Source organism: Anseongella ginsenosidimutans, assembly GCF_008033235.1.
In the GTDB taxonomy this organism is placed as follows: Bacteria; Bacteroidota; Bacteroidia; order Sphingobacteriales; family Sphingobacteriaceae; genus Anseongella; species Anseongella ginsenosidimutans.
The window spans coordinates 2,241,563-2,254,669 of record NZ_CP042432.1 but is presented as its reverse complement, the minus strand read 5'-3'; the positions used below and the strand labels follow the sequence as shown (position 1 = coordinate 2,254,669).

Here is a 13,107-nt window from a genome sequence, read left to right as displayed (position 1 = left end):
GGAATGGAGTAAAATCAGAGTCATGTCAAGAGTTTGCGATTTAACAGGTAAGAAATCAATGAACGGGTTCAGCGTTTCAAATTCAAACGCGAAGACCAAGCGCAGGTTCTATCCTAATTTACAGGTAAAAAAATTCTATATCCCTGAGGAAGACAAGTGGATCACCCTGAAGGTTTCTGCTTCAGCCTTGAAAACCATCAACAAAAAAGGGATCAGCGCCTGCCTTAATAATTTTGTAAAAAAAGGAAAAATATAAGAGTTGCAGGCAAGGGTAACCTTGAACCTTAAACTTTAAACTAAATAAGGATGGCTAAGAAAGGGAACAGAGTACAGGTAATTCTTGAGTGTACCGAACACAGGGAAAGCGGAATGCCCGGCGCTTCAAGATATATCACAACCAAGAACAAGAAAAATACACCTGAAAGAATGGAGTTGAAAAAATTCAATCCCGTACTTAGAAAGGTAACTGTTCATAAAGAAATCAAGTAATGGCAAAGAAAACAGTTGCAACGCTGAAAACCGGTAAAGGCAAGGAATTTTCCAAGGTGATCACTTCTGTGCGTTCACCAAAAACCGGGGCCTACACGTTCAAGGAAATGATCGCTCACAATGATCACATCCGGGATGCATTCCAGGCCGCCAAGGAACAAGTGGAAACCCAGGCTGAAGAAACCGCCCAGAATTAATGCGAATTTAAGAGCTTAAGAAAGCTTCTTTCGGTTGCGAAAGGAGCTTTTTTGCTATAAAAAAACAAGAAGCATGGGTTTGTTCGATCTTTTTAAAAGCAAAAAGCCGGCAGAAACACAAGCTGAATCCCAGGCCCTGGACAAGGGGCTTGAAAAGACCAAGGACAGCATGTTTACCCGCCTGTCCAAAATGGTTGCCGGCAAGTCCCGGGTAGACGAGGAAGTACTGGACGAACTGGAAGAACTGCTGGTTAGCTCTGACGTTGGCGTAAGTACCACGCTCAGGATCATAGAACGGATCGAAGAGCGGGTTGCCCGCGACAGGTACCTTAACGCGACCGAACTGAACACTATTTTGCGGGAAGAAGTGGCCGCCTTGCTTTCGGAAAACAATTCGGCGGGCTTTGACGATACCTACTCGGAAACTATCCGCCCCTATGTGATCATGGTTGTTGGTGTTAACGGTGTAGGGAAAACGACGACCATTGGCAAGCTGGCCCATAAATTCAACCAGGCTGGTAAAAAAGTGGTGCTTGGAGCCGGCGATACCTTTCGTGCGGCAGCCGTAGAACAGATCCATGTCTGGGGAGAACGTGCCGCCGCGCGCGTTGTTTCTCAAAAAATGGGTTCGGACCCTGCCTCCGTGGCCTATGACACACTGAAATCAGCCATTGCGAATAACGAAGATGTGGCCATTATTGATACCGCCGGCCGTCTTCACAACAAAGTGGGCCTGATGAACGAGCTAAGCAAGATCAGGAACGTAATGAACAAGGTAGTTCCCGGGGCGCCGCACGAAGTATTGCTTGTGCTGGATGCTTCCACGGGGCAAAACGCCATTGAGCAGTGCAAGCAATTCACGGCAGCTACCGAAGTGAATGCCCTTGCGCTCACCAAACTGGACGGCACCGCAAAGGGCGGCGTAGTGATCGGGATTTCCGACCAGTTTAAAATACCGGTAAAATACATTGGAGTAGGAGAAGGAAAAGAGGACCTGCAGCTATTCGACAGGGTAGCTTTTGTGGACAGCCTCTTCAGGGAGAAATAATGCGTACGAAGGACCGACACAAAGAAAAACCGCGCGTGAATGTGGTCACACTGGGATGTTCCAAGAATCTGGTAGATTCGGAAGTACTCATGGGGCAGCTCCGCGGAAATAATATGGAAGTAGCCCATGAAGACGGCAGGAACCGGGCGGATGATATTGTCGTGATCAATACCTGCGGCTTTATTGATAATGCCAAACAGGAATCCATAGATACCATACTCCGTTACAACCAGTTAAAAGAACAGGGAAAGATCGGGAAACTTTTCGTTACCGGTTGCTTATCCGAGCGCTACAAGCCGGAGTTAAGGAAAGAAATCCCCACGGTGGACGACTATTTCGGTTCCAACGAAATGGTGCGGCTGCTGAAAACCCTTGGCGCGGACTACCGCCACGAACTTATCGGGGAACGCCTTTTAACCACCCCCTCCCATTCCGCTTTCTTTAAGATATCCGAGGGCTGTGACCGTCCCTGCTCATTCTGCGCCATTCCGCTGATGCGCGGTAAACATGTTTCAAGGCCATCGGAAGAACTTGTTAAGGAGGCCAGGAAGCTGGCCGGCCGGGGCACAAAAGAGCTGGTGCTGATTGCCCAGGACTCCACCTTTTACGGGCTTGATATTTATGGAAAAAGAACCCTTCCAGACCTGCTGCGGCTTCTTTCCGACGTGGAAGGCATTGAATGGATACGCCTGCAGTATGCGTACCCTTCCGGCTTTCCGATGGATATCCTGGAAGTAATACAGGAGCGCGCTAATATTTGTAATTACCTTGACATGCCGCTTCAGCATATCAGCAACCCTATGTTAAAATCCATGCGGAGGGGCATTACCAGGGAAAAGACGGTGGAACTGATCCAAACCATACGGGAACGGGTCCCCGGGATCGCCTTGCGCACCACCCTGATCAGCGGCTACCCCGGCGAATCGGCGCAGGACCACGAGGAATTGCTCCGTTTCGTGGAAGACATCCGTTTTGACAGACTGGGAGTTTTCGCGTATTCCCATGAAGAGAACACCCACGCCGCCTCGCTGGAAGACAATGTGCCGGAAGAGACCAAGGAAGAAAGGCTCGAAGAGATCATGTCCCTTCAGCAGGGTATTTCCTACGAGCTGAACCAGGAGAAGAAGGGTAAAGAATTCAAAGTCCTTATCGACAAAAAGGAGGGCGAATATTTTGTTGGCCGCACCGAATTCGACTCACCGGAAGTTGATAACGAAGTCCTGATCAACGCCGTTGACCAGTATGTACCTGTCGGGGATTTTTGCCAGGTGCGGATCACCGACGCCGAAGAGTTCGACCTTTACGGGATTCCCCTGAGCGCCGGCGAAAATTCGCAAAAAGGCATTAACGAAACACTTTCCTGAGAAGCCAGATAATCAGGACAAGAACAGCGACCACCAGGATCACGCCCACCCATACGCCTGCTTCAAAGATCCCTGCTACGAGATCGCAGCCGGAAAGTACTGTCAGCAGGAAAAGAAACAGGAATCCCTGAAGGAAATACGACTTTTTCATGATTAAGCGGATTAATATGCAATTTTTTTAAATTGCAAAAACTATACCGCAGCCGCTATGATGAAAAAAGCCTCTGCTCCCATTGTAAATCCACACTTGCCCCAGGGCAGGGTCGCTTCCGTTGATGTGTACCGGGGGCTGGTCATGCTGCTGATGATGGCCGAAGTGCTTTCCATCGGGTCGGTTGCAGCAGCCCTGCCTGACAGCTCCTTCTGGCAGGTGCTGGCCTTTCACCAATCGCATGTTCCCTGGGCCGGTTGTTCCCTGCACGACATGATACAGCCGTCTTTTACGTTCCTGGTAGGTGTCGTGCTTCCTTACTCCATTGCGAGCAGGATCAAAAAAGGAGCTGATTTCGGGTCCTTGTTAAAACATACAATTATCCGGGCCCTGATCCTGATCTTATTGGGCATTTTTCTTCGCTCCATGCATTCCGATCAAACCTACTTCACATTTGAGGATACCCTTACCCAGATCGGGCTTGGTTATACTTTTCTTTTTATCCTGGGCTTTTGCTCGCAGCGCGTACAGGTGAGTGCCCTGGTGATCCTCCTGGCAGGCTATTGGCTGGCTTTCGCCCTCTATCCCCTGCCCGGCCCTTCTTTTAATTATGAACTGGCGGGCGTCCCTCCGGGATGGGAACATAATTTCCAGGGCTTCGCGGCACACTGGAATAAGAACACCAACCTTGCCTGGGCATTCGACCGCTGGTTCCTGAATCTCTTCCCGCGCGAAAGCCCTTTTCTGAATAACGGCGGAGGTTACTCCACGCTTAGCTTTATTCCCACGCTGGGGACGATGATCCTGGGACTGCTTGCAGGGAATGTTTTAAAGTCCGGGCGCTCACAAAAAGAAACCCTTCGCTACCTGGCCATTGCCGGCTTCAGTTTAATTGCCCTTGGATTACTGCTGCACATTACCGGCATCAACCCCATTGTGAAGCGCATCTGGACACCCGCCTGGACACTGTTCAGTGGAGGGATCTGCTTCTTGTTCCTGGCGTTCTTTTATGGACTTATTGATATAGCGGGAATAAAAAAATGGTCTTTTTTCCTGACCGTTATCGGGATGAATTCCATTGCCGCCTATGTCATTGCTGACGGCGGGATCAAAGCCTTCCTGGTCCGGTCCCTGTATATCCACCTGGGACCGGATTACGACCAGCTTTTCGGGCCGGCTTTCTCCACCCTGCTAAGCGGGGCACTCGTGTTATTACTGGAATGGCTGATCCTTTACTGGATGTATAAAAGGAAACTGTTTATAAAGATTTAATCTTTCTACCTTTGTGCCATGCAAACTTTCATCATCAATAGTGAGGGCTACAATGTATATGTGGGGAACAGTTACGGCCCTCTGCAAACATTCCTTGAAGAAAAAAAATATGCGAAGACCTTCATCCTGGCCGATACCAATACTTCGGAAAAATGCCTTCCTAAATTCACGGAAAAGCTTCCGCTGCTGAAAGAATACGATATCATTGAAATTGATGCGGGGGAGGCCCACAAGAATATTGACTATTGCATAGGTATCTGGAAAATGCTGCTCGATTTCGGGGCCGGGCGCGACAGCCTGCTCATTAACCTTGGAGGCGGCATGGTGACAGATATGGGAAGTTTTGCAGCCTCTACCTATAAGCGGGGTATTGATTTCATCCAGGTACCTACCACGTTGTTATCACAGGTTGACGCATCCGTTGGCGGCAAAACCGGGATTGACATGGACCATGTTAAGAATATCATCGGAACCTTCACCAACCCGGAGGCGGTGTTCATCGATACCGATTTCCTCTATACCCTGCCCCGCCGGGAATTGCTGTCCGGCTTTGCCGAGATGATCAAGCACGGGCTTATATGTGACAGCGGCTATTATTTCGACCTTCAAAGCAATGCCATGGGAAGCGTTGACAATGCCATGATCTTCCATTCGGTAAATATCAAGAACAAGATCGTCCTGGAAGACCCAAAAGAACGGAACATACGAAAAGCGCTCAATTTCGGGCATACCATCGGGCATGCGGTGGAAAGCTATTCCCTGGCTCACGATAAAGACCCGCTGCTTCATGGCGAAGCAATTGCCATCGGCATGATCTGCGAAGCCTGGCTATCCCATACCAAAACCGGCCTGGAAGAAAGCGCCCTGACCGATATAAAGAATTTCCTGCTCGCCTATTACCCCAACTACCGGATCCCCGAGGGCGCTTTTGCCGAGCTGGCCGAATTCATGAAGAAAGATAAGAAAAACGAGAAGGGAACGATTAATTTCACCTTGCTCGAAGGGATCGGAAAATTTGTGATCAACCAGACCTGCACGGAAGAAGAGATCCGGCAAGCCCTCGTACTTTATAACGGGCTGTTCAAATAAGTCTGCCGGTTCCCGGTCATCTTGCTACTAAAGCGGATCTGGGACAAATTCAGGGCAGGCTTATTCTATGGTCATTCGTTTTTTGGGCAACTCAGCTAGTCGCCATCGCCGCATTGTTGAAACTGTAACGTACCGGCAAGCCGGAGCATTTTACAACGGGCTACCGGAATAAGACCGCCCCGGCCGGAGAAGTACAGGACGGAGATACCCGCAATCCAGCTGGCTGCCATTGTAACGCTATTAAAACTGTAGCGGCCCGGTCGGTAAACTGCAGCCCCCGGCTAATGATGCGGAATTACAAAAAAATATTTTGCTTTTTAAAAAATCATCATCTATATTTGCCAAACGTTATGAGAACTATATCAAACAACTGGTTTTACTTTTATTTTTTTAATAAGCCCCATCGGGACTTGTTGTAAAACTAGTGCGTTTGAACAAGAATACTGTAAGTCCCGAGTGAGTAGCTCGGGATTTTTTTTTGTAAAATAATGGCAAAAAGACCAACCATAGCAATACAAGGCATAAAAGCTTCCTTCCACGAAGAAGCGGCGCTTACTTATTTCGGTGAGGAAATCGAAACCCTGGAATGTATGACGTTCAAGCGGATGTTCGAGGAAATGAAACAGGAAAGGGCCGACTATATCGTCATGGCGATAGAAAATTCCATCGCCGGCAGCCTTCTGCCCAATTATTCCCTGCTCCAGGATTATAATTTCCCGATCATCGGTGAAATATTTCTTCCCGTCCAGCTGCATTTGCTGGCGCTTCCGGGACTGCGGTTTGAAGACATTAAATATGTGCAATCCCATCCCATCGCCATCCGCCAGTGTGAAGAGTTTCTTCAGGACCTGCAGGGAATTACCGTCCTGGAAAAAAGCGATACCGCCGCCTGCGCAAAGGAAATACAAGACCTGCAGCTAAAGGACACGGTAGCCATCGCCAACCTGAATGCGGCAAAGGCTTTCGGGCTGGAAGTATTGGAAAGACGCATCGAATCCAACAAGAAAAATTATACCCGCTTCCTGGTCATTGCCAGGGAACACGAAGATATTAAAGATGCGAACAAAGCATCGGTTTGCTTCAGGGTAAATAACAAACCGGGATCGCTGGCAAAGGTGCTTACGATCTTTGCCCAGAATAATATCAACCTGAGCAAGATCCAATCCATGCCTGTCCTGGGGAAACCCAACGAGTACAACTTCTACCTGGACCTGGAATGGACCGAACAGAAAGCCTACGACCTTTCGCTCAGGAAAATATTAAAATACACTCATAATTTATCGGTTATGGGAGAGTACAAAAGTAACGATACAAGAAAATAGGAATACATCAAGTAATTAAACAAATAACAGCGAAAATGAAGCATTTAGAGCTCATTCCCATGAATGAATGGTTACCGGGACTCAATCAGCCCCTGGTGATTGCCGGTCCGTGCAGCGCGGAAACGGAAGAACAGCTGCTGGCTACGGCCCGCCAGCTAAAAGCACTCAATAAGGTCAGCGCGATCAGGGCTGGTATATGGAAACCAAGAACCCGCCCCGGGGAATTTGAAGGCATCGGATCAGAGGGCTTGAAATGGCTGATACAGGCAAAGAAGGAAACCGGCTTACCGGTAACCGTTGAAGTGGCTACTGCCCGTCATGCGGAAGAAGCGCTGAAGGCGGGTGTCGATATTCTGTGGATAGGCGCAAGAACCACGGTCAACCCCTTTTCAGTACAGGAAGTGGCCGACGCACTTAAAGGCGTAGACATCCCCGTACTGATAAAGAACCCGGTCAATCCCGACCTGCAGCTCTGGATAGGCGCTATTGAACGCATTTACGGCGCAGGCATCCGGAAGATCGCGGCCATTCACCGTGGCTTCAGCTCGTTCAAAAAAACTTCTTTTCGCAATGAGCCCATGTTTGACGTGGCTATCGGCCTGAAAACGCATTTCCCTGAACTGCCTGTTATCTGTGATCCCAGCCATATCTGCGGAAACCGCGAACTGATCCCCTTCATTTCGCAAAGAGCGCTGGACCTGGACATGCAGGGACTGATGATCGAAAGCCATATTACTCCTGACCTGGCCTGGACAGATGCCAAGCAGCAGGTTACGCCGGATGCATTAGGCACGATCATCGACCACCTCACACTTCGCAAGCCGGAATCTGACAATAAAGAATTCCAGAATACCCTGGAAATACTCCGGAAGGAAATTGATGAACTGGACGACGCCATTATCCGGAAGCTTGCCGAGCGCATGCGGATCGTTGAAAAGATCGGGGAGTACAAGCGTGACAACAAGGTGACGATCCTGCAGGTAAGCCGTTGGGAAGAGATCATCGGTAAACGTACTCATTACGCCTCAGCGCTTAAGCTGGACAAAGACTTCACGGAAAAAATGCTGGAGCTGATCCACAATGAGAGCATCCGTAAACAAACAGAGATACTGAATAAAAAAACCGTTGAAGCGTAACCACGGCCCGGGAACATGTCGAATATCTTAATTTCAAAGCCGGATGCCCGCCTTAGCGGCGAAGTGATACTTCCCGGCTCCAAAAGCGAAAGCAACAGGGCTCTGATCATGCAGGCCCTTTGCGAAGAGCGTGTGGAGATCAGGAACCTTTCAGAGGCGGCCGATACGGTGACCCTTCAGGCACTCCTGGATGGACGGGACAGGAACCAGGTCCTGGACGTAGGGCCGGCAGGTACCGCCATGCGCTTTCTCACCGCTTTTTGCGCCGTAACCGAAGGTGAATGGACCCTTACCGGGAGCAAGCGAATGAAAGAACGTCCTATCGGCATCCTTGCCGATGCACTTCGCCAGCTGGGCGCCGATATTCAGTACCTGGAAGAAGAAGGCTTTCCGCCTATGAGAATAAGGGGCAAACGGCTTGATAAAGCAAGCGAAGTACGCATCCCGGGCAATATAAGCAGCCAGTATATTTCCGCGCTGCTAATGATCGCTCCGGCGCTTCCCAACGGCCTTTCCATTCACCTCTCGGGAACGATCGGCTCGCGTCCTTATATTGAAATGACCCTGGCCATGATGGGTGAACTTGGTATCCGGCATGAGTGGACCGGAAATACCATACACGTCGGCGCCCAGCGGTACCAGCCGGCCGTTCTCAGCATTGAACCTGACTGGAGCGGGGCTTCTTACTGGTATTCCATGGCTGCGCTTTGTGAGGAGGCAGATTTAACCTTGCCTTACCTGAAGCAGCAAAGCCTGCAGGGAGACCGGGAAATTACAAAGATCATGGAAGCATTCGGCGTAAGAACTCATTTTTCAGCCGGGGGCATTCGCTTAAGCCGCGGGGAAACGGCTGCCGGCGCATGGGAATCGGCTGAAATAGGAACGGGTGCCGGTGAAACAGCCGCAAGGGGAATTGCTGCGGGGGAAACGGTTGCAAGGGAATCTGCTTCCGGGGAACGGGAAATTGATTTTATTCACTGCCCGGACCTGGCCCAGACCGTGATCTCCTGCTGCACCGCACTCCGGCAAAACGCGGTTTTTACCGGCCTTGAAAGCCTTAAAATAAAGGAAACCGACCGCGTGGAAGCGCTTCAGAACGAACTGGGCAAATTCGGGGCCCGGCTCATTGAAAATGCGGAAGGCAATCGCTGGGAACTGGATACTTCCGGCGTTTTCATACCGGAGGCCGCCCCTGTTATTCATACCTATCACGATCACCGGATGGCCATGGCCCTCGCTCCCCTTGCCATCAGGCTGGGACCGATGGAGATCGAAGACAAGGAGGTGGTAGTCAAATCCTATCCCACGTTCTGGAAGGACCTGGACAAGCATGGTTTTAAAATGGCAGCAGCGCAGATCAACACATAAAATGGCAGGAAACACATTCGGAAAATCGTTCAGCATTACCACCTTCGGGGAATCACACGGAAAGGCTATCGGCGTGATCATTGACGGCTGCCCGGCCGGGCTGGATATTGACGCGGCGTTTATTCAGCGGGAACTTGACCGCCGGCGCCCCGGCCAGTCGCGGATAACCACCCAGCGGAAGGAGAGCGATACCGTACAGATCTTATCAGGGATATACGAAGGAAAAAGCACCGGCACGCCTATTTCGCTCCTGATCCCTAACGAAGACCAGCGGTCGAAGGATTACGATCACATTCGCTCTGCGTACCGGCCTTCGCACGCGGACTTTACCTATGACAGCAAATATGGTATACGGGATCACCGCGGAGGCGGTCGTTCCTCTGCCCGGGAAACCGCTGCAAGAGTTGCGGCAGGCGCGGTGGCCAAACTACTTCTTCAGCAAGCGGCCGGTATTAGCGTTCAGGCTTATGTAAGCCGCGTGGCTAACATAAAGTTGGAAAAATCACACAAGGAGCTTGACCTTACTCAAACGGAAACGACCATGGTCCGCTGCCCGGATGAAGGGACAGCCCAGCGAATGATCGAACTTATTGACCAGGTCCGGAAGGACGGGGACACGGTTGGCGGAGTCGTAACCTGTGTGGCGGATAACTGTCCTGCAGGTTTAGGAGAGCCGGTATTTGATAAACTTCACGCGGATCTGGCCAAGGCCATGTTAAGCATTAATGCCGCGCACGGATTTGAATACGGTTCCGGTTTTGACGGCACGTACATGCGGGGCTCGGAACACAACGACCTCTTTGAGAACGAAGGCGGCCGTATCCGGACCAGGACCAACCGGTCAGGCGGAATACAAGGCGGCATTTCCAACGGGGAAACCATCTACTTCAATGTAGGTTTCAAGCCCATTGCAACCATTATGAAACCCCAAACTTCGGTTGACCGGGACGGCGGGGAAGCAGAAGTAAAAGGCAAAGGCCGTCATGATCCCTGCGTATTGCCCAGGGCAGTGCCCATCGTGGAAGCAATGGCCGCCCTTGTACTGGCCGACCACCTGCTGCGGAACCGCAATGCGCGGATGGGGTAATACTGACCGCAAAATTCCTTATTTCCGCAGCAGCCTGGACATCTTAAAGCAAGGCCGGGTACTTTGACGGAGCGCTTTCGTGCATCATGTTATAAACCGCCTCAAAGACATCATCCGGGCTCGGCTTTGAGAAATAATCTCCGTCAGAGCCATAGGGCGGACGGTGATCTTTCGCAGTAAGTGTTCTGGGAGCGCTGTCGAGGAAGAAATACCCCCCTTGCTCTTCCAATACCTTCTGCATCATATATGCCGAAGCTCCTCCGGGAACGTCTTCATCCAGGAAAAGCACTTTATTCGTCTTTTTCAGGGAGCCTGCGATCGTATGATGAATGTCAAAAGGCAGCAGGCTCTGCACATCGATGATCTCTGCCGAAATCCCTGCATCTCCCAGCCAGGCGGCCGCTTCTTCCGCTATCCGGCAGCAGGAGCCATAGGTAACAATGCTGACATCGCTTCCTTCCCTTACAACTTCAGGCACTCCCAGCGGAACAGTAAAGTCCGCGATATTGGAAGGCATACGTTCTTTTAACCGGTACCCGTTCAATGATTCAATCAGCAGGGCAGGTTCATCACAGCGAAGCAAGGTATTGTAAAACCCGGCCGCCTGGGTCATATTCCGTGGCACCAGCACATGAATTCCCCGCAGGGAGTTGATGATCATTCCCAACGGTGAGCCTGAATGCCAGATACCTTCCAGCCGATGCCCCCTTGTACGAATGATCAGCGGCGCCTTCTGCCCTCCTTTGGTCCGGTAAGACAGCGAAGCCAGGTCGTCGCTCAGCGTCTGCAATCCAAATAACAGATAATCAAGATATTGTATTTCCGCAATGGGCCGAAGGCCGCGCAGTGCAAGCCCTATCCCCTGCCCGATGATCGTTGTTTCCCGGATCCCGGTATCAAATATCCGCAGCTCTCCGTATTTGCGCTGCAGGCCGGCAAATCCCTGGTTCACATCGCCGATAAGGCCCACGTCCTCGCCAAAAGCCAGCAGCTTCGGATCTTTTGCAAAATTCGCATCGAAACAAGCGTTCAGCACTTCCCGTCCGTCAACCATCCGGGAGTTTTCCGCATATTGAGGCGCTACAACCGGCACATTCAGGGCCGACTCGGAACTATCGGTAAAAAGAAATGAATTCCAACGATCCCTGATCAATTCTTCCTGCGCCCGGTACCAGGCAAGGAGCCGCTGTTTTGCCGGGGCCGGCTTCCCGGCAGTCACGGCCAGGGTGCGCCGTACGGCATGAACAATATCGCGGTAAAGCGGGTCTACTGTGGCCGATAACTCATTGTAGATCTCTTTCACCACCGGGTTGTCAGCGCCTATTTCCTTCAACAGAACACCTGCTTCCCGGAGTTCCTTTTTCACCGGGGTTATGTATTCATTCCAGGCCTCCTTCTGGGCCTGTCTTACTGACTGTTTGGCATTCTTTTCAATTTCCTCGATATCTTCAGGAACCGCAATCGCGGAACGCAGCATCCATTCCCGCATTTTTAAAATGGGATCGTATTCCTTTTCCCACTGGAGCCTTTCTTTCGGCTTGTACCGCTCATGGGATCCCGAACTGGAATGCCCCTGGGGCTGGGTCATTTCTTCCACATGAATGATCACAGGCACATGCTCCTGCCTGCAGATCCGCACGGCTTCCTCATACACCTCGCATAAGGCGGGATAATCCCATCCCTTTACGGTAAATATTTCAAAACCTTCGTTCTTCTCATCCCGCCGGAAACCCTCCAGCGCTGCGGATATACTGGCCTTAGTAGTATGGTATTCGTTAGGCACCGAAATGCCATAGCCATCGTCCCAAACGGAAAGCAGCATAGGCACCTGCATTACTCCCGCAGCGTTGATCGTTTCAAAGGAATGCCCTTCCGAAGTACTCGCGTTCCCGATAGTGCCGAAAGCCACCTCGTCTCCGTTAGCCGAAAAGTCGCTGAGATCATGCAATTCCGGGTTGATCCGGTAAAGCTTCGAGGCAAATGCCAGTCCCAGCAGCCTGGGCATCTGACCTGCCGTACAAGAAATGTCCGAAGCGGAATTCTTCATCCCCGAAAGCGCCTTCCAGCTTCCGTCCCCGTTCAGGGAGCGGCTCGCAAAATGAGAATTCATAAGCCTTCCGGCAGAAGATGGGTCATGCTCCAGGTCCGTATCGGCATATAATTGAGCAAAGTATTGCTTTATGGTGATCATTCCGGCAGCCAGCATAAAGGTCTGGTCCCGGTAATAACCGGACCGGAAATCACCGTTTTTGAAAACCTTGGCCATCGCTATCTGCGCGATCTCCTTTCCGTCGCCGGTAATACCAAACTTGGCTTTTCCTGTCAGTACCTCTCTCCGGGCCAGGATACTCGCCTGCCTGCTCTCGCAAGCCACCCTGTAATCGTTCAACACAACTTTTCTGAATTCATCAAAGGAAAGTTCGCGCCCCTCCAGCAATGATTCCACAGAATTGTTCTCAACACTCATTAGCAATATTTTTTACATGTTATTGATTGATTGAATTTGGCCAAATTTAGAAAAACTTAAATTTATCGTATCTTAGCGTTGAAAACCGGCGTAAGGTACATAAAATAATAAAAGTAT

13 protein-coding genes are annotated in these 13,107 nt (G+C 50.7%); 11 read left to right on the top strand and 2 right to left on the bottom strand.

Going from position 1 to position 13,107, the window contains the following annotated elements:
- Positions 1 to 22: 22 nt before the first annotated feature.
- The 5 genes from rpmB (at position 23) to rimO (ending at position 3,098) form a co-directional block, all read left to right on the top strand.
- Positions 23 to 256 (top strand): 50S ribosomal protein L28, encoded by a 234-nt coding sequence (gene rpmB, locus FRZ59_RS09360; protein WP_132130290.1) that lies wholly within the window; start codon positions 23 to 25, stop codon positions 254 to 256.
- Between the two features lie 50 nt (positions 257 to 306).
- Positions 307 to 489 carry a 50S ribosomal protein L33 gene (gene rpmG, locus FRZ59_RS09355; protein ID WP_132130291.1) on the top strand — a complete coding sequence of 61 codons (183 nt, stop codon included), beginning with the start codon at positions 307 to 309 and terminating at the stop codon, positions 487 to 489.
- Complete coding sequence (locus FRZ59_RS09350; protein WP_132130292.1) at positions 489 to 686, top strand: DUF4295 domain-containing protein; 198 nt, start codon at positions 489 to 491, stop codon at positions 684 to 686. Before rpmG ends, FRZ59_RS09350 begins: the two co-directional genes overlap by 1 nt.
- A gap of 73 nt (positions 687 to 759) precedes the next feature.
- On the top strand, positions 760 to 1,734 hold the full coding sequence (ftsY, locus tag FRZ59_RS09345) for a signal recognition particle-docking protein FtsY (RefSeq protein ID WP_132130293.1): 975 nt from the start codon (positions 760 to 762) through the stop codon (positions 1,732 to 1,734).
- Positions 1,734 to 3,098, top strand: coding sequence for a 30S ribosomal protein S12 methylthiotransferase RimO (rimO, locus tag FRZ59_RS09340; RefSeq protein WP_132130294.1), 1,365 nt, complete (start codon positions 1,734 to 1,736; stop codon positions 3,096 to 3,098). Before ftsY ends, rimO begins: the two co-directional genes overlap by 1 nt.
- On the opposite strand, the gene FRZ59_RS18505 is transcribed toward rimO, so the two are convergent.
- Entirely contained in the window at positions 3,079 to 3,249 is a 171-nt protein-coding gene (locus FRZ59_RS18505; RefSeq protein WP_158640584.1) for a lipoprotein, read from the bottom strand. The genes rimO and FRZ59_RS18505 overlap by 20 nt on opposite strands.
- A gap of 57 nt (positions 3,250 to 3,306) precedes the next feature.
- On the opposite strand from FRZ59_RS18505, the gene FRZ59_RS09335 reads away from it, so the two are divergent.
- The 6 genes from FRZ59_RS09335 (at position 3,307) to aroC (ending at position 10,523) form a co-directional block, all read left to right on the top strand.
- Entirely contained in the window at positions 3,307 to 4,521 is a 1,215-nt protein-coding gene (locus tag FRZ59_RS09335; protein ID WP_207910342.1) for an acyltransferase family protein, read from the top strand.
- Between the two features lie 18 nt (positions 4,522 to 4,539).
- Complete coding sequence (aroB, locus tag FRZ59_RS09330; RefSeq protein WP_132130295.1) at positions 4,540 to 5,610, top strand: 3-dehydroquinate synthase; 1,071 nt, start codon at positions 4,540 to 4,542, stop codon at positions 5,608 to 5,610.
- A gap of 488 nt (positions 5,611 to 6,098) precedes the next feature.
- A complete protein-coding gene (locus FRZ59_RS09325) occupies positions 6,099 to 6,932 on the top strand; it encodes a prephenate dehydratase (RefSeq protein ID WP_132130296.1) in 834 nt (277 codons plus the stop codon).
- Positions 6,933 to 6,967: 35 nt separating this feature from the next.
- Positions 6,968 to 8,068 (top strand): chorismate mutase, encoded by a 1,101-nt coding sequence (locus FRZ59_RS09320; protein ID WP_132130297.1) that lies wholly within the window; start codon positions 6,968 to 6,970, stop codon positions 8,066 to 8,068.
- 15 nt (positions 8,069 to 8,083) lie between these two features.
- Positions 8,084 to 9,436 (top strand): 3-phosphoshikimate 1-carboxyvinyltransferase, encoded by a 1,353-nt coding sequence (locus FRZ59_RS09315; RefSeq protein ID WP_132130298.1) that lies wholly within the window; start codon positions 8,084 to 8,086, stop codon positions 9,434 to 9,436.
- A 1-nt stretch (position 9,437) separates the two neighbouring features.
- The gene (gene aroC, locus FRZ59_RS09310) at positions 9,438 to 10,523 is read left to right on the top strand and encodes a chorismate synthase (RefSeq protein ID WP_132130299.1); all 1,086 of its coding nucleotides are present in this window, start codon (positions 9,438 to 9,440) and stop codon (positions 10,521 to 10,523) included.
- Between the two features lie 43 nt (positions 10,524 to 10,566).
- On the opposite strand, the gene FRZ59_RS09305 is transcribed toward aroC, so the two are convergent.
- Complete coding sequence (locus FRZ59_RS09305; RefSeq protein ID WP_132130300.1) at positions 10,567 to 12,990, bottom strand: alpha-ketoacid dehydrogenase subunit alpha/beta; 2,424 nt, start codon at positions 12,988 to 12,990, stop codon at positions 10,567 to 10,569.
- Positions 12,991 to 13,107 lie beyond the last annotated feature (117 nt).

Coding starts and splice junctions, on each gene's coding strand:
- rpmB (WP_132130290.1), top strand. CDS start 23: ATGTCAAGAGTTTGCGATTTAACAGGTAAGAAATCAATGAACGGGTTC.
- rpmG (WP_132130291.1), top strand. CDS start 307: ATGGCTAAGAAAGGGAACAGAGTACAGGTAATTCTTGAGTGTACCGAA.
- FRZ59_RS09350 (WP_132130292.1), top strand. CDS start 489: ATGGCAAAGAAAACAGTTGCAACGCTGAAAACCGGTAAAGGCAAGGAA.
- ftsY (WP_132130293.1), top strand. CDS start 760: ATGGGTTTGTTCGATCTTTTTAAAAGCAAAAAGCCGGCAGAAACACAA.
- rimO (WP_132130294.1), top strand. CDS start 1,734: ATGCGTACGAAGGACCGACACAAAGAAAAACCGCGCGTGAATGTGGTC.
- FRZ59_RS18505 (WP_158640584.1), bottom strand. CDS start 3,249: ATGAAAAAGTCGTATTTCCTTCAGGGATTCCTGTTTCTTTTCCTGCTG.
- FRZ59_RS09335 (WP_207910342.1), top strand. CDS start 3,307: ATGATGAAAAAAGCCTCTGCTCCCATTGTAAATCCACACTTGCCCCAG.
- aroB (WP_132130295.1), top strand. CDS start 4,540: ATGCAAACTTTCATCATCAATAGTGAGGGCTACAATGTATATGTGGGG.
- FRZ59_RS09325 (WP_132130296.1), top strand. CDS start 6,099: ATGGCAAAAAGACCAACCATAGCAATACAAGGCATAAAAGCTTCCTTC.
- FRZ59_RS09320 (WP_132130297.1), top strand. CDS start 6,968: ATGAAGCATTTAGAGCTCATTCCCATGAATGAATGGTTACCGGGACTC.
- FRZ59_RS09315 (WP_132130298.1), top strand. CDS start 8,084: ATGTCGAATATCTTAATTTCAAAGCCGGATGCCCGCCTTAGCGGCGAA.
- aroC (WP_132130299.1), top strand. CDS start 9,438: ATGGCAGGAAACACATTCGGAAAATCGTTCAGCATTACCACCTTCGGG.
- FRZ59_RS09305 (WP_132130300.1), bottom strand. CDS start 12,990: ATGAGTGTTGAGAACAATTCTGTGGAATCATTGCTGGAGGGGCGCGAA.